Source organism: Photobacterium sp. 1_MG-2023, assembly GCF_030547945.1.
Lineage (GTDB): Bacteria > Pseudomonadota > Gammaproteobacteria > Enterobacterales > Vibrionaceae > Photobacterium.
The window spans coordinates 14,378-38,850 of the sequence record NZ_JAUORR010000013.1 but is presented as its reverse complement, the minus strand read 5'-3'; the positions used below and the strand labels follow the sequence as shown (position 1 = coordinate 38,850).

20 protein-coding genes are annotated in these 24,473 nt (G+C 50.5%); 10 read left to right on the top strand and 10 right to left on the bottom strand.

Annotated elements, in window-relative coordinates; genetic code table 11:
* Nucleotides 1-9: 9 nt before the first annotated feature.
* Nucleotides 10-1,944: a PrkA family serine protein kinase gene (locus tag Q4579_RS12835; protein WP_303564765.1), complete on the bottom strand. Its 1,935-nt coding sequence runs from the start codon at nucleotides 1,942-1,944 to the stop codon at nucleotides 10-12.
* Between the two features lie 541 nt (nucleotides 1,945-2,485).
* Between Q4579_RS12835 and Q4579_RS12830 the strand changes: the two genes are divergently transcribed.
* Nucleotides 2,486-2,866 (top strand): VOC family protein, encoded by a 381-nt coding sequence (locus tag Q4579_RS12830; protein WP_211647468.1) that lies wholly within the window; start codon nucleotides 2,486-2,488, stop codon nucleotides 2,864-2,866.
* A 69-nt stretch (nucleotides 2,867-2,935) separates the two neighbouring features.
* Here Q4579_RS12830 and Q4579_RS12825 read toward each other — a convergent pair whose 3' ends face one another.
* Both Q4579_RS12825 and gap read right to left on the bottom strand, forming a co-directional pair.
* Complete coding sequence (locus tag Q4579_RS12825) at nucleotides 2,936-3,808, bottom strand: D-hexose-6-phosphate mutarotase (RefSeq protein ID WP_303564764.1); 873 nt, start codon at nucleotides 3,806-3,808, stop codon at nucleotides 2,936-2,938.
* 104 nt (nucleotides 3,809-3,912) lie between these two features.
* On the bottom strand, nucleotides 3,913-4,908 hold the full coding sequence (gene gap, locus Q4579_RS12820) for a type I glyceraldehyde-3-phosphate dehydrogenase (RefSeq protein ID WP_211647470.1): 996 nt from the start codon (nucleotides 4,906-4,908) through the stop codon (nucleotides 3,913-3,915).
* 345 nt (nucleotides 4,909-5,253) lie between these two features.
* Between gap and msrB the strand changes: the two genes are divergently transcribed.
* Complete coding sequence (msrB, locus tag Q4579_RS12815; RefSeq protein WP_303564761.1) at nucleotides 5,254-5,643, top strand: peptide-methionine (R)-S-oxide reductase MsrB; 390 nt, start codon at nucleotides 5,254-5,256, stop codon at nucleotides 5,641-5,643.
* 41 nt (nucleotides 5,644-5,684) lie between these two features.
* Here the strand turns inward: msrB and Q4579_RS12810 are convergent, their stop codons facing one another.
* Nucleotides 5,685-6,554: a DUF2989 domain-containing protein gene (locus Q4579_RS12810; RefSeq protein ID WP_303564874.1), complete on the bottom strand. Its 870-nt coding sequence runs from the start codon at nucleotides 6,552-6,554 to the stop codon at nucleotides 5,685-5,687.
* Nucleotides 6,555-6,808: 254 nt separating this feature from the next.
* Here Q4579_RS12810 and Q4579_RS12805 point away from each other — a divergent pair, with 254 nt between their 5' ends.
* A complete protein-coding gene (locus tag Q4579_RS12805; RefSeq protein WP_211647472.1) occupies nucleotides 6,809-7,105 on the top strand; it encodes a YeaC family protein in 297 nt (98 codons plus the stop codon).
* A gap of 34 nt (nucleotides 7,106-7,139) precedes the next feature.
* On the opposite strand, the gene Q4579_RS12800 is transcribed toward Q4579_RS12805, so the two are convergent.
* The 3 genes from Q4579_RS12800 to sppA form a co-directional block, all read right to left on the bottom strand.
* The gene (locus Q4579_RS12800) at nucleotides 7,140-7,820 is read right to left on the bottom strand and encodes a glutathione S-transferase family protein (protein WP_303564759.1); all 681 of its coding nucleotides are present in this window, start codon (nucleotides 7,818-7,820) and stop codon (nucleotides 7,140-7,142) included.
* Between the two features lie 106 nt (nucleotides 7,821-7,926).
* Nucleotides 7,927-8,940, bottom strand: coding sequence for an asparaginase (gene ansA / locus Q4579_RS12795; protein WP_303564757.1), 1,014 nt, complete (start codon nucleotides 8,938-8,940; stop codon nucleotides 7,927-7,929).
* Nucleotides 8,941-9,059: 119 nt separating this feature from the next.
* Nucleotides 9,060-10,913: a signal peptide peptidase SppA gene (sppA, locus tag Q4579_RS12790; protein ID WP_303564756.1), complete on the bottom strand. Its 1,854-nt coding sequence runs from the start codon at nucleotides 10,911-10,913 to the stop codon at nucleotides 9,060-9,062.
* Nucleotides 10,914-11,184: 271 nt separating this feature from the next.
* On the opposite strand from sppA, the gene Q4579_RS12785 reads away from it, so the two are divergent.
* The 4 genes from Q4579_RS12785 (at nucleotide 11,185) to Q4579_RS12770 (ending at nucleotide 17,218) form a co-directional block, all read left to right on the top strand.
* Nucleotides 11,185-13,200: an NADPH-dependent 2,4-dienoyl-CoA reductase gene (locus Q4579_RS12785; protein WP_303564754.1), complete on the top strand. Its 2,016-nt coding sequence runs from the start codon at nucleotides 11,185-11,187 to the stop codon at nucleotides 13,198-13,200.
* 285 nt (nucleotides 13,201-13,485) lie between these two features.
* Entirely contained in the window at nucleotides 13,486-14,034 is a 549-nt protein-coding gene (locus Q4579_RS12780) for an NAD(P)H nitroreductase (protein WP_303564753.1), read from the top strand.
* A gap of 119 nt (nucleotides 14,035-14,153) precedes the next feature.
* The gene (locus Q4579_RS12775; protein WP_303564751.1) at nucleotides 14,154-15,092 is read left to right on the top strand and encodes a sulfotransferase; all 939 of its coding nucleotides are present in this window, start codon (nucleotides 14,154-14,156) and stop codon (nucleotides 15,090-15,092) included.
* 149 nt (nucleotides 15,093-15,241) lie between these two features.
* Nucleotides 15,242-17,218, top strand: coding sequence for a DNA topoisomerase III (locus Q4579_RS12770; protein ID WP_303564749.1), 1,977 nt, complete (start codon nucleotides 15,242-15,244; stop codon nucleotides 17,216-17,218).
* Here the strand turns inward: Q4579_RS12770 and Q4579_RS12765 are convergent.
* Nucleotides 17,205-18,587, bottom strand: a complete 1,383-nt coding sequence (locus tag Q4579_RS12765; protein WP_303564747.1) for a sensor domain-containing diguanylate cyclase — start codon at nucleotides 18,585-18,587, stop codon at nucleotides 17,205-17,207. The genes Q4579_RS12770 and Q4579_RS12765 overlap by 14 nt on opposite strands.
* A 527-nt stretch (nucleotides 18,588-19,114) precedes the next feature.
* On the opposite strand from Q4579_RS12765, the gene Q4579_RS12760 reads away from it, so the two are divergent.
* Nucleotides 19,115-19,378, top strand: coding sequence for a hypothetical protein (locus tag Q4579_RS12760; protein WP_303564745.1), 264 nt, complete (start codon nucleotides 19,115-19,117; stop codon nucleotides 19,376-19,378).
* Nucleotides 19,379-19,429: 51 nt separating this feature from the next.
* Here Q4579_RS12760 and Q4579_RS12755 read toward each other — a convergent pair whose 3' ends face one another.
* Nucleotides 19,430-21,310 carry a DUF3413 domain-containing protein gene (locus Q4579_RS12755; protein WP_303564744.1) on the bottom strand — a complete coding sequence of 627 codons (1,881 nt, stop codon included), beginning with the start codon at nucleotides 21,308-21,310 and terminating at the stop codon, nucleotides 19,430-19,432.
* A gap of 30 nt (nucleotides 21,311-21,340) precedes the next feature.
* Nucleotides 21,341-21,559: a YejL family protein gene (locus Q4579_RS12750; protein ID WP_211647482.1), complete on the bottom strand. Its 219-nt coding sequence runs from the start codon at nucleotides 21,557-21,559 to the stop codon at nucleotides 21,341-21,343.
* Between the two features lie 76 nt (nucleotides 21,560-21,635).
* Between Q4579_RS12750 and yejK the strand changes: the two genes are divergently transcribed.
* A complete protein-coding gene (yejK, locus tag Q4579_RS12745) occupies nucleotides 21,636-22,649 on the top strand; it encodes a nucleoid-associated protein YejK (RefSeq protein WP_303564742.1) in 1,014 nt (337 codons plus the stop codon).
* A gap of 689 nt (nucleotides 22,650-23,338) precedes the next feature.
* Complete coding sequence (gene asd / locus Q4579_RS12740; protein WP_303564741.1) at nucleotides 23,339-24,457, top strand: aspartate-semialdehyde dehydrogenase; 1,119 nt, start codon at nucleotides 23,339-23,341, stop codon at nucleotides 24,455-24,457.
* Nucleotides 24,458-24,473: the final 16 nt, after the last annotated feature.

Here is a 24,473-nt window from a genome sequence, read left to right as displayed (position 1 = left end):
ATCCATCTATTACGATGACTTCCGTACGCGCAGATACCATTCGGACAGCAGGCGTACTTGTTTGCGGGTATAGCCTTTTTCCATCATACGAGCCACAAAGTCGTCGTGCTTCTTCTGCTCCTCCGTGGAGGTTTTCGCATTGAACGAGATGACTGGCAGTAACTCTTCGGTGTTCGAGAACATTTTCTTCTCGATCACGGTGCGCAGTTTCTCGTAGCTGGTCCAGTTTGGATTCTTGCCTTCATTACTGGCCCGGGCACGCAGCACAAAGTTGACGATTTCGTTTCGGAAGTCTTTCGGGTTACTGATTCCGGCAGGCTTCTCGATTTTTTCCAGCTCGTTATTCAGGGCCGCACGGTCGAACAACTGACCGGTTTCCGGATCTCGGTATTCCTGATCCTGAATCCAGAAGTCGGCATAGCTGACATAACGGTCGAAAATGTTCTGACCATATTCAGAGTAGGATTCCAGATAGGCGGTCTGAATCTCTTTGCCGATAAATTCGACATATTTGGGAATCAGGTAACCTTTCAGGTGCTCCAGATATTTTTCTGCAAATTCCTGCGGGAACTGTTCCCGTTCAATCTGCTGCTCAAGGACATAGAACAGATGAACCGGATTCGCTGCGACTTCTGAGTGATCAAAGTTGAAGACCCGGGACAGAATTTTGAACGCGAATCGCGTCGACAGGCCAGACATCCCTTCATCAACCCCTGCGTAGTCGCGGTATTCCTGATAGGACTTGGCTTTCGGATCCGTGTCTTTCAGGGTTTCACCATCATACACCCGCATTTTCGAGTACTGACTGGAGTTTTCAGGCTCTTTCAATCGTGACAGCACTGAGAAGCGGGCCAGAATATCCAGCGTACTTGGTGAGCAGGGCGAATTGGCCAGTTCACTGTTCATCAACAGTTTTTCGTAGATCTTAATCTCTTCCGACACACGCAGACAGTAAGGCACTTTCACGATGAACACACGGTCCAGGAAGGCCTCATTGTTTTTGTTGTTACGGAAGGTTTGCCATTCCGATTCGTTGGAGTGAGCCAGAATGATGCCTTCATAAGGTAAAGCAGAAAGCCCTTCGGTTCCGTTGTAGTTCCCTTCCTGAGTCGCCGTCAGCAGTGGATGCAGCACTTTGAGGGGGGCTTTAAACATCTCCACGAATTCCATCAGACCCTGGTTGGCCTTACACAAGGCACCGGAATAGCTGTATGCATCCGGATCATCCTGAGCAAAGTGTTCCAGCTGACGAATATCGACTTTACCGACCAGAGAAGAGATATCCTGATTGTTTTCATCACCAGGCTCGGTTTTCGCGATCCCGACCTGATGCAAAATGGACGGACGCACTTTCACCACTTTGAACTTGGTGATATCCCCACCGAATTCTTTCAGGCGTTTGGCCGCCCAGGGCGACATAATCGTGTTCAGATAGCGCTGAGGAATGCCGTATTCTTTGTTCAGAATTTCGCCATCCTCTTGTGGGTCAAACAGGCTGAACGGATGGTCATTGACCGGGCTGTGCTCACCGTTTGCAGTCAGTACATAAATCGGCACTTTCTGCATCAGGCTTTTCAGCTTTTCAGCCAGAGAAGATTTACCGCCACCCACAGGACCCAGTAAATAGAGAATTTGTTTACGTTCTTCAAGGCCTTGCGCGGCGTGTTTCAGATAAGACACGATTTGTTCAATCGCTTCTTCCATGCCATAGAAGTCTTCAAACGTTTTGTAGCGCGAGATGACTCGGTTCGAGAAGATACGGCTCAAGCGTGGATCTTTTGCGGTATCAATCATTTCCGGTTCACCAATGGCCATCAGAAGACGCTCTGCAGCGTTCACATAGGCACTGCGATCGTTACGACAAACTTCAAGGAATTCCTGCAATGAAAGCTCTTCATCCTTGGCTTCTTCATAGCGATGACGATAGTGGTCAAAAATACTCATGGTATGCCCCCTGAATCGTTCTTCAATCATTTAGAAAGGACGAAATCATCTATCTTTCACATCCCTCACAACTAAGACTAGACCTAACGAATGAATTTGCTTTAGTGAGTGATTGGTTTTGCTATAAATTTCGTTGAAATGTGCGGTCGGACCGGGCAAAAATGAACCTGCCCTCAGAGCTACTATCCTCCTATCAACAGGGATCTGCAAGCCATCTGCTCAAAAAAACATCAACCTTGTTCCCCTGATTCCGGAGCGTTCAATCGGGGTCTGAATGAAAAGTGTGTTCGGGGGGCGAAGGTGTATTCTTTGGCGGTTCATCGGGTGAATGGTGTTCATTTCGGGTGAAAGTGGTACAAGGGGTGCATATTGCAGTGAAAGATGTCTTTTTTGAGGGGAGCTGATTTTTATACCTGACTGTTGCAGCGATAGGACGCTGCGCCTCAGGAATCCTCATATGCTTAAGCTGTGCTTATTTTTTGAGCTAAATCAACAGCTCTGGCGTAAGCTAGAAAAGTGTAGCTTGAGGGGAGAGTGATTCATGCCAATTTCTCGGGTTGATACGGTGTCGATCCCAGTTTCGGATCAAAGTCAGGCGCTTCTTTTTTACCGTGATGCGCTTGGATTCGAGTTGATCAGGGATCATCAGGCGGACCGTCATAAACGATGGATCCAACTGGCACCAAAGGGCGCAGAGACGACCATTAGCCTAGTCATGCCTTTCGGGGGAATGCAGGCCGGTTCCGTTCAGGGACTGGTGGTTCATACGGACGATATCACGTCGACCTATGATGAACTGACCAACCGGGGGGTGAGCCTGTCAGAGATTGTCACCTTGATGGGGGGGCGGTTTGCAACCTTCAATGACCCGGATGGCAATGGCTGGGTGCTGATTGAAGCGGACGGCACCATGCAAGCCTGACCGGGCCCCAGATACCATACCGCCACTGGAAATTATTCTGTCAGGCTCAATTGATCTGAGCCTGATGTCTCACTCGGCGCCAATTTCGGTGGTGAGATGATGCGATTGTCCCGGTTCAAGCACGATCCCTGTCCCTGAAAGGGCGGATTCCACACACACCATCGTGGTGTAACCTTCCGGGGTCATATCGACCATGCTGGCAGCGCCCGCTTGCCAGGGGTTCCAGACGACGGCGCTATCGTGTCCCTGATTCCGGATTTTCAAACGTCGGTACAGTTGTGGGTCTTCCAGATGAATGGTCGATTCAGCTCGATTGTAGATGCGGTCAACTGCATCATCGAACTGTAAGGTGCCATTTGAAGGAAGACGCTGCTGGTTTGCCAGGCCATCCAGATACTCATTCCCCAGTCCGGACAAAGTCGTTTGCATGATGTCACCAACCATCAGATACGTGTGCAGGGCACCGGACATCCGCCACGGACGCAGGTCTGTGTTGGTGCTGGTCAGTTGCACTTTCAACGTTTTATCCAGTTCAAAATGAAGGCGATTATGAAAGCGATAGGGCCAGATGGCCTGTGTTTTTGGAGAATCATGCAGCGTCAACGTTACTGTGACATGGCTTTTCTGGTCGTTAAAGCTTTCGAGTTCCCAAAGGCTGGTGCGGGCAAAACCGTGGGATGGGGTAGCCGCTTTCCCAAACCAGGGCCAACAGATTGGAATCCCGCCCCGCAATGCAGAGGAACCTGAATAATCGGCGGCTTCACTCATCCAGATCATCGCCTGATGCCCTGTGGGCTGAAAGCTCAGGAGATGGCCGCCAAACAGAGAGATCGCAGCCTGACACTGGGGATGAAGAATGCGTATCACGTCGATACCATCCAGCCGGCACAGGCTGATGTGTTCTGAAAGCACAGTGGTGGTCGGGAGCTGACGTAAATCCATAGCGGGTTCCTTTTTGAGCCAATCTTAGCAGAGAACTGATTTTACAGACGAGCAGATAGCAAAAAGGCGGCTATCAGCCGCCTTTAGAGTTCACAGTCTAAGGATTACTTAGAGATGTGCGCTACCAGATCCAGTACTTTGTTTGAGTAACCGATCTCGTTGTCGTACCAAGATACAACTTTCACGAAAGTATCAGTCAGTGCGATACCTGCGTCTGCATCGAATACAGATGTACGTACTTCACCGATGAAGTCCTGAGAAACGACTGCATCTTCGGTGTAACCCAGTACGCCAGACATTTCAGCTTCAGAAGCACGCTTCATTTCAGCTTTGATTTCTTCGTAAGTTGCAGGTTTTTCCAGGTTTACAGTCAGGTCAACAACAGAAACGTCTGCAGTTGGCACGCGGAACGCCATACCAGTCAGTTTGCCGTTCAGCTCAGGAATGACTTTACCAACTGCTTTTGCTGCACCAGTTGAAGATGGGATGATGTTCTGAGAAGCACCACGACCACCACGCCAGTCTTTCGCAGAAGGACCGTCAACAGTTTTCTGAGTTGCAGTGGTTGCGTGAACAGTCGTCATCAGACCGTCTTTGATGCCCCACTTGTCGTTCAGAACTTTCGCGATCGGTGCCAGACAGTTTGTTGTGCAAGACGCGTTAGAAACGATGTCCTGACCTGCGTAGTTTTCGTGGTTCACACCCATGACGAACATTGGCGTGTCATCTTTAGACGGGCCAGTCAGTACAACTTTCTTGGCACCTGCTTCGATATGTTTACGCGCAGTTTCGTCTGTCAGGAAGATACCCGTTGCTTCAGCAACAACATCAACACCGATGGCATCCCATTGCAGGCTCGCTGGATCGCGTTCTGCAGTCACACGGACAGTTTTGCCGTTGACAATCAGGTTGCCGTCTTTGACTTCAACAGTGCCTTTGAAACGGCCGTGAGTTGAATCGTACTTCAGCATGTATGCCATGTATTCAACATCGATCAGGTCGTTGATACCCACAACTTCGATGTCATCACGCTCTACAGAAGCACGAAAAACGAAACGACCGATACGGCCAAAACCGTTAATACCTACTTTGATAGTCATTATGTTGCTCCACAACTTAATTTCTAATGAAAGATAACTGGTAGTAAAATTACATAATCTCACGCGGGTCTGCAAGCAAAAACAGACCTCAAATTGTCTTTAATCAAAAAACTTTCGGATTTTTATTACAATCCTGGCCGATGGCTGAATAATGCATCTAAAACTGCTGGCAAAGTAATCGACAGTGTTGCTTAGTTTTAAATTTGTACCCGAAATACAGGGAAATATGCTTAAATGTGATGCTTTGGTGTAAAAACCTTTCGAGCAAAAGTATGTGCTATTTCTGCAAAAATTGGCAAATTTAAAGTCAGTAAGGCTTGGAAAAATGTGTTTACAGGAAAGTGAATGACTTTTAAATCAGACGCTTATTGGAAAGATTTATTATCTGAAGAACAATATTATGTGTGTCGGGAAGGCGGAACTGAAGCGCCATTTTCCGGCACCTTATTGCATCATAAAAAAACAGGGATATATCACTGTACTTGCTGCAAGATCGCCTTATTTCATTCTGAACAGAAATATGATTCAGGTTGCGGTTGGCCAAGCTTTGATGCGCCAGTTGATCAGAATGCGATTCGATATTTAACGGATCACAGTTATGGAATGAGCCGCACAGAAATTCGTTGTGCAGGCTGTGACAGTCATTTGGGCCATGTGTTCGATGACGGGCCAGTGACGACAGGGCAGCGCTATTGTGTGAACTCAGTATCGCTCGCGTTCAGCGACAAGAATTAACCTGCAGATGCCCTGTTATGGTGACCGGATTTATCCTGAAATCAGGCGGAAGAATCCGGCGCCTGCAGGCTTGGCAGTGTCGAGAGACTTCTCTCGACTGTAATCCGGTTAAAGTGCCCGCTACTCAGACTCTGAATAATGCTGTCTGCCAGCAAATCAAGATAGGCTTTATCTTCAGGCGCCAGTGGATAGAGGCGAGCCAGCTTCTCTGTGCTGGCAACGGGTAGCCGCATCAGGCTGCCGACACGGGACCACAGGTATGCTTCTGCAATCTCACCTTTCTGATGAGCCTGAGTGGCCAGGGTCAGGATAATATCCGGCTTCACTTGTTTTTCCCCGTGATAAAGCTCTAACGCTGTGAGCAGCAACTGACGGGTTTTCTCTTTGTCGCTGTCGCTATAAAAAGAGGCCAGTGCCAGTTGTAGTTCTGGTGTTTGTAGCTTGCCGGAGCCTTCCAGTTTCAGAAATTCTTCTTTGGCTTCATGATTCCCCCGACTCCAGCGATCGTAAATGATTTCCGGTTCCTGAGAGTTTGCCAGCGCCAGAGTGAGCGCATCAATCGCCTCATAGCTGTTGACCAGTGCGGTTGCCCGGTTCGATTTGCGCTCTTTGTATCGGGTCGGCTCAATTTCTGCCGCATATTCAAGACAGGCCTGATAGCTTCGGGTGTACTCAAGCGTATGGAATGTCTCGATATCTGTTGGTGTTTTTTGTTGCTTGTACCGTTGCCAGATCAGGTCAGTACGCTGGATGCGGCATTGGCCATCATTGTTATTCAAACCCTCACATATATCAGGGTGTGCTGCGCAGAGACTATCTGTGGTCTTAAACTCTCCCTGACAAGCAGAAAGTAAAAACACTGTTGATAATGAAAACAATACGTTACGGGCATGAATGCCAAAGGTGGTCATGTATGGTGCGTGGCTCATTGGTTGGATCACTGCAGTCAAGAATACCTTAATAAGAGGCGGCAGAAACGGCATTCGCACAAAGAAAACTGTGACATTGCTGCAGTGTGATCACGAAAACAAAAGAAAACGAAATGATCATTGCGACTTGACTGACTGAATCAGGGCATTATCGTTGCACGGGTGTTGAATGAAGGTGAAGTCACCGCGGTTATTTGCAGCCATCTGCAGAGGATGGCGTAAGAGGAGTATAGGTAATGGATGTTCAACAGATTCTGGCAGCGATGACCCCTGAAGTTTATCAGCGTTTGCTGGCAGCCGTTGAAACCGGGAAATGGGCTGACGGCACACCGCTGACAGAAGCGCAGCGGGAGTCGACGTTACAGGCTGTGATGTTGTATCAGTCGCGCCACAACACGGACGCCGAACATATGTCCGTTGCTGCGGGAGGTGACATCCGCTTTAAATCGAAAGCAGAGCTGAAGCGTGATTTCGCGATTGAAGATGAAGCGCCCGTCGCAGACATCGCCCGTTTCCCATTGCAGGGGAACTAGCAGCACGGGTTGTCATGCATTTATCTGGTGCCGGTCATGCTTTGTCCGGCACTGTGACCACAACGGGTGGACAATAATAAACGCTCAGTTCGTGATCTTCTTCTGTCATGAAATTGGCGATCCAGGGTTCTTGCCCGACACTGGCCAGATAGGCATCCAATTTGGGGAAGTGCGGCTGAAGCCTTAACCCTGCCATCCAGCCACTGCGAAAGATACTCCATAAACTGATTTCGGCCATGGAAAAGTGCGTCGAGATAAATCCCTCATCAGGAATCTGCTCTTCCAGATAACGCAGCACTGGCGGTAAATGGTGATGCAGGCAATCTTCAATGGCCTCCTGATCGACTTCTTTTTCCAGAATCTGACCCCGCAGAATGCGCTGATAGAACAGCACGCCTGCCAGTAAGGCACTCAGGCGGGTATCGACGTACTCTTCCAGCCAGCGGATCCGGGCGCGCTCGCCAGCATCACCGGGATAAAGCGGGGGCACGGGATACAGATCATCCAGATAATGGGCGATGACTGTGGAATCAATGACAGTCTGGCCTTCATGCTCAAGAACAGGCACTTTTCCCATCGGATGACGTTTATGCGCCAGCTCTTTTTCCAGATACGGATTGAGCGGCTGGAGTTCATAACTCAGTCCCTTGTAAGACAGGGCCAGCATGATTTTTCTGACAAAAGGAGAAATGGACGCGCCATGCAGAATCATCATCAGCGTTGCTCATCACCAGTCAATGAAATTGGTATAAGTGTAGCTGAGATATAAAAAGAGCCGCGTCAGGCGGCTCTCAGATTATCCGGATGGATGAGATGTTCTGTCAGCGGCTCAGTTCGCCACGCAGATCCTGTTGCATCAGCGCACGGACCTGTTCAGTCGGTAATTGCTGGCTGAGCAGATAATGCAGCTTCGCCAGTGCCGCTTCACGGGTCATGTCAAAACCGCTCAGGACACCAGCGTCGGCCAGGGCACAGCCGGTGGCGTAGCCGTCCATGTTCACTTTGCCAGAAAGGCATTGCGTCAGGTTCACAACAATCACACCACGATCACTGGCTTCTTTGAGCTGGGCCAGCAGATCCGGGTTTTGCGGCGCATTACCAACCCCGAAGGTCAGCAGAATCATGGCATTGACCGGTTGGCGCAGGGTATTTCGGATCACTTCAGGTGAAATTCCCGGATACATGGTGATCACACCAATAGGTTGCGGGGTGATTTGCTGAACCCGGAATTCACCTTCAGGTTGTTGATTGAGAACGGCGCTTTGTTTCACCTGAATGTTAATCCCCGCTTCAATCAGAGCAGGCATGTTCGGTGAGATAAAGGCGTTAAAGCCGTCCGCATGTGCTTTGGTGCTGCGGTTTCCCCGGAGTAACTGGTTATTGAAAAACACAGTGACTTCATTGATCGGGTAATTGGCAGCAAGGTGCAGGGCATTCAGTAAGTTGCTTTGTCCGTCAGAACGCAGTTCCGCAAGCGGGATCTGAGAACCGGTGACAATCACAGGTTTGCCCAGATTTTCCAGCATAAACGACAGGGCAGAGGCGGTATAGGCCATGGTGTCCGTACCATGAAGAATGACAAATCCATCAAATTTATCGTAATTGGCCTGGATATCGTCTGCAATGCGTTGCCAGTCTTCAGGCGTCATGTCTGAAGAATCGATCAGCGGGGCATATTCGTGGATGGTAAAATCCGGCATTTCTGAGCGGTGAAACTCAGGCATGCTTTTGAGTTGCTGCTCCATAAAACCAGCCACAGGGATGTAGCCATGGTCAGATTTCTGCATGCCTATGGTGCCGCCTGTATAGGCGATGTAGATATGTTTTTTTGTCATTTGAATTCAGGTACAGCGTTATTTTGATGGTGCCAGCATTATACGGTGAATCGGGCCGAAAAAAAGCCCGGCATCGCCGGGCTTAACAAGTCAGATGTGTGACTGAACTGCGGTGAGGTCTATTGCCCTGTGCTGCTACAGTTCAGACAGAAAGCATATTGCCCTTTGGGATCGTTCAATTGGTTCAGTCCGGAGATATCTGTCGCGATCTGCTTCAGCGCAGGCTGGAAGACACTCGGTACCTGAGACGCAACCACCTGACCAATCGCAGCACTGGCTTCCGAGGTCATCTCCTGCATGAACTGCTCAAGCGGAGAGAGCGGAATATCAATCCAGCGCAGATCATAATCGTCCAGTTTCGCCAGTTTGGCGGCTGAGACGATAGCGTCATCGAAATCACCCAGACGATCGACCAGACCCAGTTTCAGCGCATCCTGACCTGTCCAGACCCGGCCCTGAGCAATTTTGTCGGTTTCTTCCAGAGACAGATGACGGTTTTCACTGACCAGGCTGATAAAACGCTGGTATCCGTTCTCGATGCCTAATTGGAACACCTGAGCAACATCATCCGGCAGGCCACGTGTAATTCCAATGCCGGCAAATGGGGTTGTTCCCACGCCATCGCTGTAGACGCCCATATTTTCCAGGCCTTTCTCGAAGGTTGCCAGAATTCCGAAGATGCCGATTGAGCCGGTGATTGTTGTGGGTTGCGCGATGATCTCGCTGGCACTGGAGGAAATCCAGTAACCGCCGGAGGCCGCCAGACTCGACATCGAAACAACCACAGGTTTGCCGGCCAGCTTAAGTGCGTCGACTTCGTTTCGGATCACTTCAGAGGCGAAGGCGCTGCCGCCAGGGCTGTCTACCCGCAGGATCACAGCCTTGATGCTATCGTCCAGACGAGCTTCGCGGAGCTGAGCGGCCGTGGTGTCACCGCCAATGCTGCCCTGACCCTGCTGGCCGTCGACGATTGCGCCACTGGCCACCACCACTGCGATGCCGTTTTTACTCGGCCCGAAAGGACTGGCAACAGTCGGCAGATAATCGTAGTAACTGATCTGGTTAAACCCGTGATCGCCATCGGAACCGAATTCTTTGATGAATTGCTGGCGGAGCTGAGTCCGGCTGACCAGTTCATCCACCAGTCCCATTTTCTGGCTCAGGCGGGCAAAGTCGCCCTGAACACCTTTCAGCGCTTCAACCAGATCAGGGACATCCGGCGTCAGCACGCTGGCATCAATCTGACGGTTGCGGGCGACATCCTGTGTATAGGCCTGCCACATCTGGTTCAGCCACGCAGTATTCGCTTCACGTGCTGCATCAGACATGTTGTCGCGCGTATAAGGTTCTACAAAGGATTTGTAAGTGCCGACCCGGAAAACATGGGTGGTGACATCCAGTTTTTCCAGCAGAGACTTATAATAAAGCGAATAGCTGCCGTAACCGGTCAGCAACACACCGCCATCTGGCGACAGGAAGACTTTATCGGCATAACTGGCCAGGTAGTACTGGCTCTGACGGTAATGATCGCCTACCGCGTAGACAGGTTTTCCGGCCTGCTTAAACTCTTCAATCGCTTTGGCGATATAACGCAGTTTCGTCAGATTGGTTTCCGGCATGCCTTTCAGATTCAGAATCAGGCCGGTGATGTTCTCGTCTTTGGCGGCGGCACGTATGGTGTCGACCACATCAAACAGCACATTTTCCTGAACAGGAACTTGTCCCAATGCGCTGTCAACGACCTGATCAAATGGGTTCACATAAGAGCGCTTCTCAACAATCGGACCATCCAGATCCAGCACCAGTGCAGCTTTCTCTGGTAAGACGGGTTCATCTGAACCTTGCTGAAAGATAAAAATAATCACACCAACCAGTGCGAGAAAAATCAGATTGAAAAATAACTGTCGGGTAAAGCTGAGTAATTTCCAGCCCCCGCGCAGCACTTTAGCAATGCCTTTGAGTAATACTTTCATGGTTTTTCCCGAAAATGAATCTTCATGCCTATCCTACCTGAGACCGGACTTGATTACCTAATACTATACCAAGGGCAGAGTCAGGCGCTGGCTCAGGCATTCAATGGCTGAGTTTGACGACATAATGATTGAATGCGACCTAAAAAGCTTTTGGCGGAAATTACGTCATCAGTGATGAATGTTGATAATATGTAAACGGCTGTTTGAATGACCGTTAACCCTATGCTATAAGTGGTCTGACCTTCTATAAAAACGAAAGAGATAGGAAGCTATGGACAATGTCACCTACCCGCATTTGCTGGCACCGCTGGATCTGGGCTTTACGAAGCTGAAGAACCGAGTGTTGATGGGGTCTATGCATACCGGACTGGAAGAAGCCCACGATGGCTTTAAAAAACTGTCTGCCTTTTATGCCGCCCGCGCCAGAGGTGGGGTGGGGTTGATTGTCACCGGCGGTTTTGCGCCCAATTTCAGGGGGCGGCTCACGCCACTGAGTGCTGAATTCAGCAGCGGCCGCGCGGCCAGAGCGCACCGGACAATCACTGAAGCTGTTCACCGTGAAGGCGGTAAAATTGCCCTTCAGCTTCTGCATGCCGGTCGGTACGCGATGCACCCTTTCGCGGTGAGCGCATCGGGGATTAAAGCGCCTATCTCAAAATTCACACCGAAGGAAATGAGCCGGCGTCAGATCCTGAAAACCATTGATGCGTTCGCCCGCAGTTCTGAACTGGCGCGGGAAGCGGGTTACGATGGCGTGGAACTGATGGGCTCGGAAGGGTATTTGATCAACCAGTTCATTTGTCAGCGTTCGAATCACAGAACCGACGAATGGGGCGGCAGTTACGAGAATCGCATGCGTTTCCCGGTTGAGCTGGTGAAGGCGGTCAGGGCTCGGGTGGGCCAAGACTTTATCATTATTTTCCGTCTTTCCATGCTGGATCTGGTTGAGCAGGGCAGTACATTTGATGAAGTGGTACAACTGGCTCAGGCGCTGGAAGCGGCTGGAGTGACCATTCTCAACACTGGTATCGGCTGGCATGAAGCGCGTGTCCCGACCATTGCGACTCAGGTTCCCCGGGCTGCGTTTAGTTGGGTCACCGAAAAACTGAAAGGACAGGTTTCGATTCCGCTGGTCACCTGTAACCGAATCAATACTCCGGATGTTGCTGAATCCATTCTGGCATCTCATCAGGCCGATATGGTGTCAATGGCTCGGCCGTTTCTGGCAGATGCTGATTTTGTGGTGAAAGCCGAGCAAAACCGTGCGGACGACATTAATACTTGCATCGGTTGTAATCAGGCTTGTCTGGATCACGTGTTTGCAGGCAAGCGGGCCAGCTGTCTGGTGAACCCTCAGGCCTGCTATGAAACAGAGCTGGTGCTGACCCCGGCGGCTCAGAAACGCAAAGTGGCTGTGGTGGGTGCGGGTCCGGCAGGTTTGGCATTTGCGACGGCTGCAGCAGAGCGTGGGTTCGACGTTGACCTCTATGAGAAAAATGATCATATCGGCGGGCAGTTTAATCTGGCGATGCAGATTCCCGGGAAAGAAGAGTTCCGGGAAACCATCCGTTATTTCTCCCGGCGTCTGGAACAAACCGGGGTGAACGTGAAACTGGGTCAGTCCGTATCGGCAGCCGATCTGAAGGGGTACGACGAAGTCGTGGTTTCTACCGGTGTGAAACCCCGGATCCCGGAAATTCCGGGCATGGCGGATAGCGACAAAGTGATTGATTATCAGACGCTGATTCGCGATAAGATCCAGTTAGGTCAGCGGGTTGCTGTGATTGGTGCAGGGGGGATCGGCGTGGATGTGTCCAGCATGTTGACCGAACCGGAAGATGCTTCTCTGGCGCACTGGCTGAAGGATTGGGGCATCGATACCTCGATTACTCAGGCTGGCGGACTGTGCCAGCCAGAAAGTGAGCACAGTGCCCGGCAGGTGTGGCTGATGCAACGACGTTCCGGAAAAATGGGTAAAGGGCCGGGCAAAACAACAGGCTGGATTCATCAGAAAGTGCTGCAAAAACGTGGTGTGGAAATGCTCTCCGGCGTCAGCTACGACAAGATTGATGCGCAGGGACTGCATATCACGGTCGAAGGTCAGCAGCGTATTCTGGAAGTCGATCACATTGTGCTTTGTGCCGGCCAGACCTCAGTCGAAACCTTGTCGGCACCGCTGAAAGCGGCTGGTTTGAACGTGCATGTAATTGGTGGTGCTGAATTTGCCGGTGAAGTGGATGCCAAGCGTGTGATCCGCCAGGGTACAGAACTGGCTGCACGGTTATAAACGGCAACGTTTTCGAATGAACAATCGGCTCCTGCGGGAGCCGTTTTTGTCTCTGTGCTTCGAAACTGCGGATATGTTATCTTATACCAATCGCAGTCAATCACTGGTCATCCTAGCTTGTTCAAATGTTCGATCACTGCGTTAGATTTTTTGATTGTAGAATAAATACTTATCTAAAAATCTGCCTTGTTCTCAAACATTTTCCCTGCGCTATTTCTGATCATTGATTTACTTTGATTGGTATTACCAAACAAGAATCGTTATCACCGAGGTAGAAAGTTTTTTATGGATGCATTATCACTGCTGCTGAATCGCCGTTCACTGCCGAAAATGACAGCACCGGCACCTCAGGGAGACGCACTGGAGAATATTCTTCGTGCCGGGCTTCGTGCGCCGGATCATGGTGCGCTGACCCCATGGCGGCTGATTGTTTCTGAAGGTGAAGGCCTGCAAAAGCTGGCGGATATTCTGGTCGCGGCTGCAACGGCAGACAACGCCGAGGAAGCCGTGCTGGAAAAAGCATCAAAAGCTCCTTTCCGCGCGCCGATGGTGATCACTGTGGTCGCTAAAGTGCAGGCCAGTGACAAAATTCCTGTGATTGAACAGCACATCTCTGCGGGCTGTGCAGCTCAGGCGATGCAAATGGCCGCCGTGGCACAGGGATTTGCGGGTTTCTGGCGCACAGGCAGCTGGGCCTATCATCCGGTCGTTCGTGAAGCGCTGGGTGTAGAGGGCGATGATATGATTGTTGGCTTCCTGTATCTGGGCACGCCAGGCTGTCGGGAAGTGAAAGCGCCGGAGCGCGATCTGACTCAGTTTGTCGAATATCTGTAATCGGTTGAAAGACTGTTAAAGGCAGCGGTTCTCGCTGCCTTTTCTGTTTGCCCGCCAGCAAAATGGTCGTTTTTTGCTAGTTTTGAGTTAAGTCCACAAAAAATGACCAGGATCCGACCATGGCTCGATTATGCTTTTTGCTCGGGATTATGCCGCGTTCCGGCACGAACTATTTTGCCAATCTGCTGAATCTGCATCCGCAATGCTTTCACAACGCGCCTGTCTATGAAGATTTTCTGCTCAGTCAGTCGGGGTATCTGAACACTTACTGTCAGCAGGTCAAACGCCACTGGAGTTCGCGCTGGGATCCACAGCGGCATATTCTGACGGAAGCACACCTGATGCGGCATCTTGGTTTGGGGCTGCAACAGTTCTTACTGAGCGGACCGAAACAGCAGGCTCTGAGTGAGACAGATTTGGTGGTGGCCAAAACGCCGTCTGTCCGCGAGCTCCGGTACTTCTTCAAGCTGTTTCCGGACAGCAAATTGCTCATTCTGGTCCGGGATGGCCGTGCAGTGGCTGAATCCGGTGTCCGTTCGTTTGACTGGGACTTTGAAAAAGCCGCTTATGACTGGGGGACATCCGCCCAAAGAATTCTGGACTTTATGGCTGAGCATCCTGAACGGCAGCATCAAATCAAGCGGGTGAGTTATGAATCGTTGTTGACCGATGCAGAACAAACGCTGAAATCTGTGTTTGAGTTTCTTGCTCTGGATCCGGATGCGCTTTCGATGGATGCAGTTCGGCAGATGCATGTGTCGGGGTCATCAGAGCAACGTGAGCAGCAATCGGCTGTGACCTGGACGCCGATGGCAGCGGATCAGAATTTCCAGCCACTGGCACGTTTCCGGCACTGGCGTCCACACAGACACCGCCGGTTTGAATGGCTGGCCGGACAGGCGTTATATGATTTAGGTTATCTTGCGCATGCCCCAAAGTTTACCCTGTGGGAACAGATCCTTCAGCGCGGTATGGATCTGAGCTGGGGGATTCGAGTCACACCGAAAACGCTGCATCATGCAGTGGTGCATCGTAAATTGATTCTGAAAACCTATTAGCGTCTGCAGCGTCTGCAGCGTCTGCGTGCTGTACTTTGTGAGCCCACACCGGCTTTCTGTCAGGATACTGTTTTTATATCCAGTAAAGATTGTCACTGAGTGTTGAATTCTTTATAGTGCGGGAAGTTATTCTCAGCTTAAACAAGTTCATGACCCGCTTATACATCGCTGAAAAGCCAAGCCTGGGCCGTGCTATCGCCGCGGTATTACCTCGTCCTCACAAGAACCATCAGGGATACATTGAAGTGGCCAATGGCGACATTGTGACCTGGTGTATCGGGCATCTGCTTGAACAGGTTGAGCCGGACGCCTATGACCCGCGTTATAAAAAGTGGCACCTGGATGATTTACCCATTATTCCAGAGCAATGGCAGCTTGCACCCCGAAAGTCAGCGAAACAGCAGCTCAGTGTTGTCCGGAAGCTGGCTAAGCAGGCCACTGAGGTCATTCATGCCGGCGATCCGGATCGTGAAGGGCAGTTGCTGGTGGATGAAGTGATCGATTACGTTCAGCTGGCCGCCGGGAAAAAAGCAGGCATGAAACGGCTTTTAATTTCGGATCTGAACCCAGCGGCGGTGAAGCGGGCGCTCAGTCAGCTCAGAGAGAACAAAGACTTCATTCCGCTATCAGTTTCGGCGCTGGCGCGTTCCCGGGCTGACTGGCTGTATGGCATGAATATGTCCCGCGCTTATACCTTGCTCGGACAACGGGGCGGTTATCAAGGCGTTCTGTCGGTCGGGCGGGTACAGACCCCGGTGCTGGGTCTGGTCACCCGGCGCGATGACGACATTTCCAATTTCATTCCCGTGCCATTTTATGATGTGTATGCGCTGATTCCCTATCAGGATATGGTCATTCGTGCGCGCTGGCAACCAAGCCAGGCGTGTGAGCCCTGGCAGGACGAAGAAGGGCGGGTACTGAACCGAAAACTCTGTGAAAATGTCGTTGCCAGAATTCAGGGCCAGCCTGCGCTGGTTTCCGATGCTGAGCGAAAAGAAACGCGCCAGGCACCTCCTTTGCCTTATTCCCTGTCTGCTTTACAGATTGATGCGGCCCGGCGCTACCAACTGAGCGCCGCCGATGTGCTGGCTTGCTGCCAATCGTTGTACGAAAAGCATAAAGTGATTACTTATCCGCGCTCTGACTGTCGTTATCTGCCGAAAGACCACTTTCATCAGGCGACGGATGTGGTGAAAGCCGTGGCTGCGACGGCACCCGTCATGAGCAGTGCCATTCAGGGCGCGGATTTAACGTTGCGTTCGAAAGCCTGGAACGACAGTAAAGTTGATGCGCACCATGCCATTATTCCGACACCGAAGGCGGTTCAGCCCGGAGCACTCAGTGATCGGGAAGCCAAGGTGTATCAGCTCATCGCACGCCAGTACCTGATGCAGTTTTACCCGCCGGCCATTTATGCCGAAGCCAAACTGACGTTTACCATTGCCGGAGGCATTTTCATTGCCCGGGGAAGGCAACTGATGCAATCTGGCTGGAAGGCGTTGCAGGGGAAAGAAGATGCAGAGAATGAACAGGATTTGGCTGCAAAGGTCCCGCCGCTTGATAAAGGCACGACATTAACCTGCGAGAAAGGGGAGATTAAAGACCGGGTCACTGAGCCGCCTAAACACTTTACCGAAGCGACCCTGCTGCAGGCCATGACCGGAATCGCCCGTTTTGTGGCGGATAAGTCGCTGAAAAAAATTCTTCGTGAAACCGATGGCCTCGGGACGGAAGCAACCCGGGCCGGTATTCTGGATGTTTTGTTTAAACGGCAGTTGCTCTATCGTCAGGGCAAAAACATTCACGCTTCAGAAGCGGGCAAAGCCCTGGTTTATGCCTTACCGGAAGCTGCGACGTATCCGGATATGACGGCGCACTGGGAGCATCAGCTTCAGGACATGGCCGACCGGAAATGTGCCTATCAGCCTTTCATGGAAGCGTTACAGGCACAAATCCAGCATTTGATGACTCAGGTGAAACAAGGTGAGGTTCCGCCAAGTCTGCGTGCGTTGCAGGCCGTAGCGCCGTCAGCATTCAAAAAGAAAGGCAGTCGGCAGAAGCGGGGCGGGACCGGTAAAAAAGCGTCGGGTGCATCCCGGCAAAGCAACCGGACTAGTCGGCCATAAAATACTGGTTACGCCCTAATGCTTTGGCATGATACAGGGCGTTGTCGGCCAGATTAAACAGTTGCTCTGCGCTGTTCTCTGCGTCAGGGATCAACGTGGCAACACCGATACTCACTGTGATGCCATCCGGTTGCTCTTCGTGGGTGGGTACGGCCAGCGCGCGGACGGCATGCAGCGCGTTTTCTGCCGAGACAATGGCTGCCTGAGCATTTTGCCCGGGTAACAGAATCACAAATTCCTCGCCGCCATAACGAGCAAAGAGTGCGCCTGCGCGTCGTTCAAGCGAGCTGAGGGTTTGTGCGAGGCGTTTCAGGCACTGATCCCCCACAGCATGGCCGTATCTGTCATTGAAATGCTTAAAGTGATCCACATCGATCATCAGCAGAGACAACGGGAGTTTGTGGCGTTTGGCCCGTCGCCATTCCAGAGGCAGGGTTTGATCAAACACACGCCGGTTCGGCACCTGAGTTAACGGATCCTGACGGGAAGTATGTTCTAACTGACGGTTCAGTTGCTGTAATTCCAATGTCCGTTCCGTGACACGCTTTTCCAGCTCAGCATTTAACTGGCTGAGTTTTTCTTCGGCCTGCCTTCGCACCAAATGCTGAGAAACAATGAAACTGAACTGTTTTAACAGCTGCGCATGATATTCAGCCAGCGGTGCTCCGTGGATCAAATTGTCATAGGCGATCCAGCCGACGCGCTGTTCGTTGTCCCACAGCGATGTGTACGCACTCCAGCCTTCCCCGACTGCTTCCAGATTGTGATAGAGCTGAGTCCGGTGATTAATCGCCAGATAACCGTTTTGTGCCTGAGGATGCTCTGTAAACCAGAGCGGTGGAATGAAGGCTTCAAATTCACGCTCATCCACGGTATGACCCTCAATATCCGTGCCATAGGTCCCTTTCATTTTATTGTCACCGGCCAGCAGGAAAATGGCAATTCTGTCGATTTGCATGACTTTCTTTCCTTGGTCGACGGCCTTAAAAAGCAGTTCGTCCAGTGTCGATGTCCGCCAGAGCATAAAAGAAAACTCGTGCAGACCCTGCAGCATATCCAGCAGGGGGCGCTGCGTGTGTTCAGGGGGCAAGCTTGCCTGGTGGCGGGCCAGTTCATCGCTCAAATGTGCTGTGAGAGGGGCAAAGTAATCCGGCTGCAGCGGATTGATCTGATTTTTTATTTCCAGAACCAGCAGGCCGACCCATTGATTATGCTCGGTTAACGGCAGCCAGAGTGCGGTGGATGACCCGGAGGGATCCCAGTGAGGTGCATGCGTTTCTAACTTCAGGTGGCTCAGTTGTTCCAGCAGGGCTTGATTTGGCGAGTGGGTGTTGAGTTGTTGCCAGCCATGTGGCTGGCGAACGAACATTGTACAACCCACCGATGGAAAATGGTGCCTGAATAACCGATCAAGTGCTTCGAAGGGGATTGAACCCCCTGAAGTCGTTCGCCAGATCGCAAAATAAGCCTGATAAAAAGAGTCCATAGAGTGAGCATCACAAGGGTTAAGAGAAGTCCGTTTTGAATCATTTTATTGCTTCCAAAGTATGAAGAAAGCGCGCCGTGTGAAAATAGTGATGTGAAAATAGTTGAAGGCAGAAATGTTAAGACAAGCTTTTCATCAAATAAAACACTGATTCATACCCCTGAATTGCACCAATTCTGTGAGGAGGGAGGGGAAAAGGAGGGTGAGAGAAAAATACAGATTGCCCAATAGTATAGGGTCAGCTTGCCAGTGGTTTCATGCCTCTGCTGTGAAGCCAGCCAAAGCGATCGAAGCTTGTGAGTCCTGTGGTGTCACTTTTGAGACGGGAAGAGCAATCGACTTTCACTATTTTTACCTGAGAGGGACTGAAGAATGGGTATTCCCTTAGGGTGACAAGCATGAAAAAACGAATGATAGGGTTCGTATGGTGTGTGGCCGTCGGATTACTTTCTGGCTGCAGTGGCACACGCCATGAGCAACTGGCGGAATTGGGGTTTGCTAGAAACTATCTTGACGGGTATCAGGATGGCTGCGACAGCAGAAAAGAACAGGCGACTACATTTTACAATGGCTTCCGGCAGGATCCGGAACGCATGCAAAAAGAATCCAAATACGCGAATGGCTGGAATGATGGCTACGAACAATGTTATGCCAGTAACCAAACATATCATTGATTGGTGAAGGCAGGAAAAGTGAGCAGGGCAGTGTTGGCTGCCCTGTCCGGTTTACGGATTCGGCTGATAGAAGCGCTTCAACTCGTGCAGGACCTGCATCAGTGTCGACAGCTTGGGTTTACCGTCATCTTTCATTTTGTAGTCAGGGTCGTACACGGTGTAGTTTCCGTATCTGTCGACAATGGTCGTACTTTCCGGCTGTACGACAACAATATCTGACGTGTCTCCTGCCAGCACCCAGCGGCGTTTACTGCTGTTATCAAACAGGCTGATCCCACTGCTGTAAAACTCTGGAACTGTGGTGGTACTCAACAAGGTTTCCATCAAGGTTGGAACAATATCCAGATGGCTGGTAGCCCGCGTGATCTGTGCAGCCTGACTGCCCGGCCAATGGATGATAAGCGGAACTTTCAGCTGATACTGGCTGTAGTTGGTCCCGGAACCCCACGAATTCGTGCCGGTTTCGTTAAACTCCATCCCATGGTTTGCTGTAATCACGACAATGGTGTTGTTCAGTAAATTTCGCTCAATGAGGCTGTCGAAAATTTGAATCAGTTGTTCATCAACGTAATAAGCGGCATTCCGGTACGTATTTTTCAGCAGTTCTGCCGGTGAGGCATTCGATTGATGATTCTTGACTGATTCATCGGCAGATGTCGTCAGCGATGGCTGAAATTGAGCCAAGTGATTTTCACCGGTTTCTTCGTAGTTTTGCACGTCAGTCAGTTCAAGGTAGCCAAACCATGGATTGCCTGCGGTTTGTTTGCTTAACCAGCTTTGCATGTCTGCAATCGCAGCCTGATCCCCTGTTTCGTCATGGGCTAACTCAGCGGCCAGGCTCAATTGTGCTTGTGTAAAAACAGTTTGCTGATAAATCGGGTCTGCAAATCCGGACCCACTGAACAGGCCAAACTGGTAACCCCGTTTGTGCAGGGTATCCAGTAACACGGGTTGATTATGTTCTGCCCGGATACTGTTACTGTAAGCACCGGGCAGTCCATAGAAGAGCCCGAACGTCCCCAGTGTACTGTCATTACCTGTGCTGTAATGATTGGCAAAATTCAGGTTCTGATGTGCAAACGCGTTGAGATAAGGCATGGTTTCCGCATTGACCATGTCGCTGCGTAGGCCATCGACCATAATCACCAGCAGATTTTGTCCGGTGCCTTTGTCGCTGAAAGAAAGCGGCTTGAGCGGATAACGGATGTTTTCGCTGTTCTCAACACCTTGCTCTTCACGCAGACGTGTATATTCCTGCCGATCCAACAGGCCGTGGCGCTCCATAAAGGTTTTGGCCGTCATTGGGTAAGACAGCGGGAAATTTGAACGCTGTGCCGTGACCGGGCGGTAGAGATTGGCATCCGCCCAGATGTAAATCAGGTGACTGGCCAGAAAACACAGGCCAAAGACGGCTGCAATCGGCACGCCAACATGTTTGCGGGTCAGTTTGCGTAGCTTTCGCCATAACCATTCAGACAGGAATAACTGCAGCAGAAAAATGGCGGGTACCACAATGAAGAGGTATTGCCATTTTGCATTGAGATCGGTTCGTTCACCACTGAGCAGTAAATCCCAGACCAGTGGGCTGATGTGGAGTTCCAGGCTCTCATAGGCGTGCGTATCCAGCAGCAGCACGGTTTGGCCGATCGTTCCTACCAGTACCGCAAACAGGCGCATCAAACGCTGAGAGGGGATCAGAAAACTGGCAGGAAACAGGATCAGAACATAGAAGCCAAAGACCAGAAATCCAAAATGGCCGACCCAGCTCAGGCCAAGATACAGCTGCCCCATCAGGGATTCCGGCCAGTCCGAATGGATGATGTACCGGGTGCCTAACAGCATGGCGGCGATGATATTGAAAAAACTGAACCAGTGTCCCCAGCTGATCAACTGAGACACGGTTTCTTTGTAGTTGTTTCCGCTGGCGACCATAGACCTGTGTTCTTCTTCTCTGATGCTGGTTTAATCTTTTTTGATTGAGGTCAGCAGAGCTTGGGCGAATTTTTCAGCAATGGCTTCACGCTGTGAAGCAGGAACATCTGCATTGATGACATTTGTAGCAACATTTCCGACAATCATCAGGGCTAATTCCGCGGATGCGCCGTGTTTTTCAAATACTTCGAACACATCATCCAGGATTTGTTCCACTTTTTCATTGCTGTATTTTGATGTAATTGGCATATCAGGTCTTGTTTTAAGGTGAAGAAAGCGACTTATAATACCCTACACTTTAGATTTACTGAAAAACTTTTCCATTATGAGTCTCACGCTTTCTAACGTCATCCTGCATCAGTTCATGAAAAATGAACAAGATGAACTCTCCGTTCAGCTCCGGGAGCAGGAACTGGAGCATACCCCGAACACCACGGAACTCGTTGCCGAGTTACACCGTGTTTACAGCAGCAAAGGGGCCAAAGGTTTTGGCCGGTTTGCTGAAGACAGTGAATTTGGCTACTGGTTGAAACAGTGCCGTCAGGGCGAGCTGGATTTTCTGTCATTTTCCAATCAGGCTGCGCAGCGCCTGCAGGCCGAGCTGATCAAGTATCCCTTTGCTGACGCCGGCACACTGGTTCTTGCTCAGTATCAGTCACTGGCGACCGATTATCTGTTTATTGGCTTGCTGCCAACTTGTCACAGTATGAAGGTGACCGACCAACTTGATATTAGCGCAACAGACTATCTGGATGTCAGCAAGATGGAAATTGTTGCCCGTATTGATTTGTCATCGTGGGAGACGGATCCCGAATGCAATCGCTATCTGACTTTTATCAAAGGCCGGGTTGGCCGAAAGGTGGCCGATTTCTTCCTTGATTTTCTGCAGGCGGAAGTGGGGCTGGACGTCAAAGTTCAGAATCAGGTACTGATGCAGGCCATTGAGGATTTCTGTGCGGATTCACGCATGGATAAAGAGGAAAAACAGCAATATCGCAAACAGGTTTACGATTACTGTAACGGTCAGCTGCAGTCTGGTGAAGAGGTAGCGGTTAAGGAACTGGCGGGTGAATTGCCACCTTCTGACGAGGGCGTCGATTTTTATCAGTTCACCTCCAATCAGGGGTATGAGCTGGAAGAAACTTTCCCTGCAGACCGCACAGCGATGCGCAAGCTCACCAAATTTGTGGGGTCAGGGGGCGGATTAACCATCAACTTTGACAGCATGTTACTGGGCGAGCGAATTTTCTACGATGCGGAAACCGATACACTGACGATCAAAGGTACACCGCCAAACTTGAAAGATCAGCTCAATCGCCGGTTAAACAGCGATAGCTAAGTGGTTCGGGCAGCAAGCAAAAAATTGTGCGCTGCCCGAATTGAAGCTGTCAGTTATTGAGGTTTTATCAATCTTCCCACTTGTGTTTGACGCTGATTCAGTTTGTTCCTGCTGTTTCCTGTTCTCTGCTCTATTTCCTTACCGATTCCTGATGTGATGTTTCAGGTTGCGGGCTAACTTCTGAAGCGGCTTGTATCTGATTTTTCAATCTTGACCCCTTTTATCTGTTAAGCGTGCAAAAATTAAAGGTTACTGGCTAGTTTTGATGTGTTCTTTACAAGGTAAGGTGGTAAAAATACCGTCAATGAGAAAGTGGGGAAATCAGATTGAAATCGCTTTAAATCTGGCATCAACAGCGAGTTGTTCTGCATCCAATTAGCTAAATACTCTAAAAATCTCAAAGATGCCCTGATACCAGGCTGTGTAAACACTTTGACATAGGTTAGTTTTGGCATTTTGTTGCGTTAGGGGGGGCTTTGCTTTATGGTATTTAACAATATTCGTTTCATAGCAACCCCGGGTCACTTGAGTGAATCGGTTGCTGTGAGAGTGGCTTTTTCATGTGATTGAATTGTATGCGGCTGTCAGTGAGTCACTGATGGCCATTCTTTGACCTGAAGCATGCATGTGGCTTTTCTCCGTCCCTTTTAGGAGGAGCCCAATCATGTCAACAAGGAGTGTAGCAAACTATGATGAAAGTTGGTTTGATCGGTTGGCGAGGCATGGTCGGTTCCGTGCTGATGCAACGTATGGTGGAAGAGAAAGACTTTGACCATATTGAACCTGTTTTCTTTTCGACCTCCCAGGTAGGTATTCCTGCGCCGAATTTCGGGAAAGATGCGGGTGTTCTTCATGATGCGTTTGATATCGATGCGCTGAAGAAACTGGATGCCATCATTACCTGTCAGGGGGGGAGCTATACCGAGAAAGTTTATCCTGCTCTGCGTCAGGCAGGCTGGAAAGGGTATTGGATTGATGCGGCATCCACACTGCGTATGGATGAGCAGACCATCATCACACTTGATCCGGTCAACTTTGATCAGATTCAGCAGGGTATCCATTCTGGCGTTCGTTCATTTGCAGGTGGTAACTGCACCGTCAGCCTGATGCTGATGGCTGTAGGGGGCTTGTTCAAGGCGGATCTGGTTGAGTGGATGACCTCTCAAACGTATCAGGCCGCTTCCGGTGCTGGTGCGAAAAACATGCGTGAACTGATCAGCCAGATGGGTGTGATTAACGACAGCGTGACCAGTGAACTGGCGAATCCGGCAACTTCTATTCTGGATATCGACCGTAAAGTGGCGCAGACCATGCGCTCTTCAGATTTCCCTGCTTCTGAATTTGGCGTACCGCTGGCTGGCTCACTGATCCCTTGGATTGATGTGAAGCGTGAAAACGGTCAGAGCAAAGAAGAGTGGAAAGGTGGTGTCGAAACCAACAAAATTCTGGCAACGGGCAACAATCCGATTGCGATTGATGGCACTTGTGTGCGTATCGGTGCGATGCGTTGTCACAGCCAGGCACTGACCCTGAAGCTGAAGAAAAATGTTCCGCTGGATGAAATCGAAGGCATCATTGCGTCTCACAACGACTGGGTCAAAGTGATTCCAAACGAGCGTGATATCACAATGCAAGAGCTGTCTCCGACGAAAGTGACTGGGACTTTGTCTGTACCGGTTGGTCGTTTGCGTAAGCTGGCGATGGGCGATGACTACCTGAATGCTTTCACTGTGGGTGATCAGCTGCTGTGGGGGGCCGCAGAGCCGCTGCGCCGTACACTGCGTATCATCTTGGCGGAAAAAGCTTAAGTTTCTTGTGTCGCAG

What these genes read in the sequence shown, in the direction of transcription:
- Q4579_RS12835 (WP_303564765.1), bottom strand. Translation starts at nt 1,944, where the DNA reads ATGAGTATTTTTGACCACTATCGTCATCGCTATGAAGAAGCCAAGGAT.
- Q4579_RS12830 (WP_211647468.1), top strand. Translation starts at nt 2,486, where the DNA reads ATGCCAATTTCTCGGGTTGATACGGTGTCGATCCCAGTTTCGGATCAA.
- Q4579_RS12825 (WP_303564764.1), bottom strand. Translation starts at nt 3,808, where the DNA reads ATGGATTTACGTCAGCTCCCGACCACCACTGTGCTTTCAGAACACATC.
- gap (WP_211647470.1), bottom strand. Translation starts at nt 4,908, where the DNA reads ATGACTATCAAAGTAGGTATTAACGGTTTTGGCCGTATCGGTCGTTTC.
- msrB (WP_303564761.1), top strand. Translation starts at nt 5,254, where the DNA reads ATGACTTTTAAATCAGACGCTTATTGGAAAGATTTATTATCTGAAGAA.
- Q4579_RS12810 (WP_303564874.1), bottom strand. Translation starts at nt 6,554, where the DNA reads ATGACCACCTTTGGCATTCATGCCCGTAACGTATTGTTTTCATTATCA.
- Q4579_RS12805 (WP_211647472.1), top strand. Translation starts at nt 6,809, where the DNA reads ATGGATGTTCAACAGATTCTGGCAGCGATGACCCCTGAAGTTTATCAG.
- Q4579_RS12800 (WP_303564759.1), bottom strand. Translation starts at nt 7,820, where the DNA reads ATGATGATTCTGCATGGCGCGTCCATTTCTCCTTTTGTCAGAAAAATC.
- ansA (WP_303564757.1), bottom strand. Translation starts at nt 8,940, where the DNA reads ATGACAAAAAAACATATCTACATCGCCTATACAGGCGGCACCATAGGC.
- sppA (WP_303564756.1), bottom strand. Translation starts at nt 10,913, where the DNA reads ATGAAAGTATTACTCAAAGGCATTGCTAAAGTGCTGCGCGGGGGCTGG.
- Q4579_RS12785 (WP_303564754.1), top strand. Translation starts at nt 11,185, where the DNA reads ATGGACAATGTCACCTACCCGCATTTGCTGGCACCGCTGGATCTGGGC.
- Q4579_RS12780 (WP_303564753.1), top strand. Translation starts at nt 13,486, where the DNA reads ATGGATGCATTATCACTGCTGCTGAATCGCCGTTCACTGCCGAAAATG.
- Q4579_RS12775 (WP_303564751.1), top strand. Translation starts at nt 14,154, where the DNA reads ATGGCTCGATTATGCTTTTTGCTCGGGATTATGCCGCGTTCCGGCACG.
- Q4579_RS12770 (WP_303564749.1), top strand. Translation starts at nt 15,242, where the DNA reads ATGACCCGCTTATACATCGCTGAAAAGCCAAGCCTGGGCCGTGCTATC.
- Q4579_RS12765 (WP_303564747.1), bottom strand. Translation starts at nt 18,587, where the DNA reads ATGTTCGTTCGCCAGCCACATGGCTGGCAACAACTCAACACCCACTCG.
- Q4579_RS12760 (WP_303564745.1), top strand. Translation starts at nt 19,115, where the DNA reads ATGATAGGGTTCGTATGGTGTGTGGCCGTCGGATTACTTTCTGGCTGC.
- Q4579_RS12755 (WP_303564744.1), bottom strand. Translation starts at nt 21,310, where the DNA reads ATGGTCGCCAGCGGAAACAACTACAAAGAAACCGTGTCTCAGTTGATC.
- Q4579_RS12750 (WP_211647482.1), bottom strand. Translation starts at nt 21,559, where the DNA reads ATGCCAATTACATCAAAATACAGCAATGAAAAAGTGGAACAAATCCTG.
- yejK (WP_303564742.1), top strand. Translation starts at nt 21,636, where the DNA reads ATGAGTCTCACGCTTTCTAACGTCATCCTGCATCAGTTCATGAAAAAT.
- asd (WP_303564741.1), top strand. Translation starts at nt 23,339, where the DNA reads ATGATGAAAGTTGGTTTGATCGGTTGGCGAGGCATGGTCGGTTCCGTG.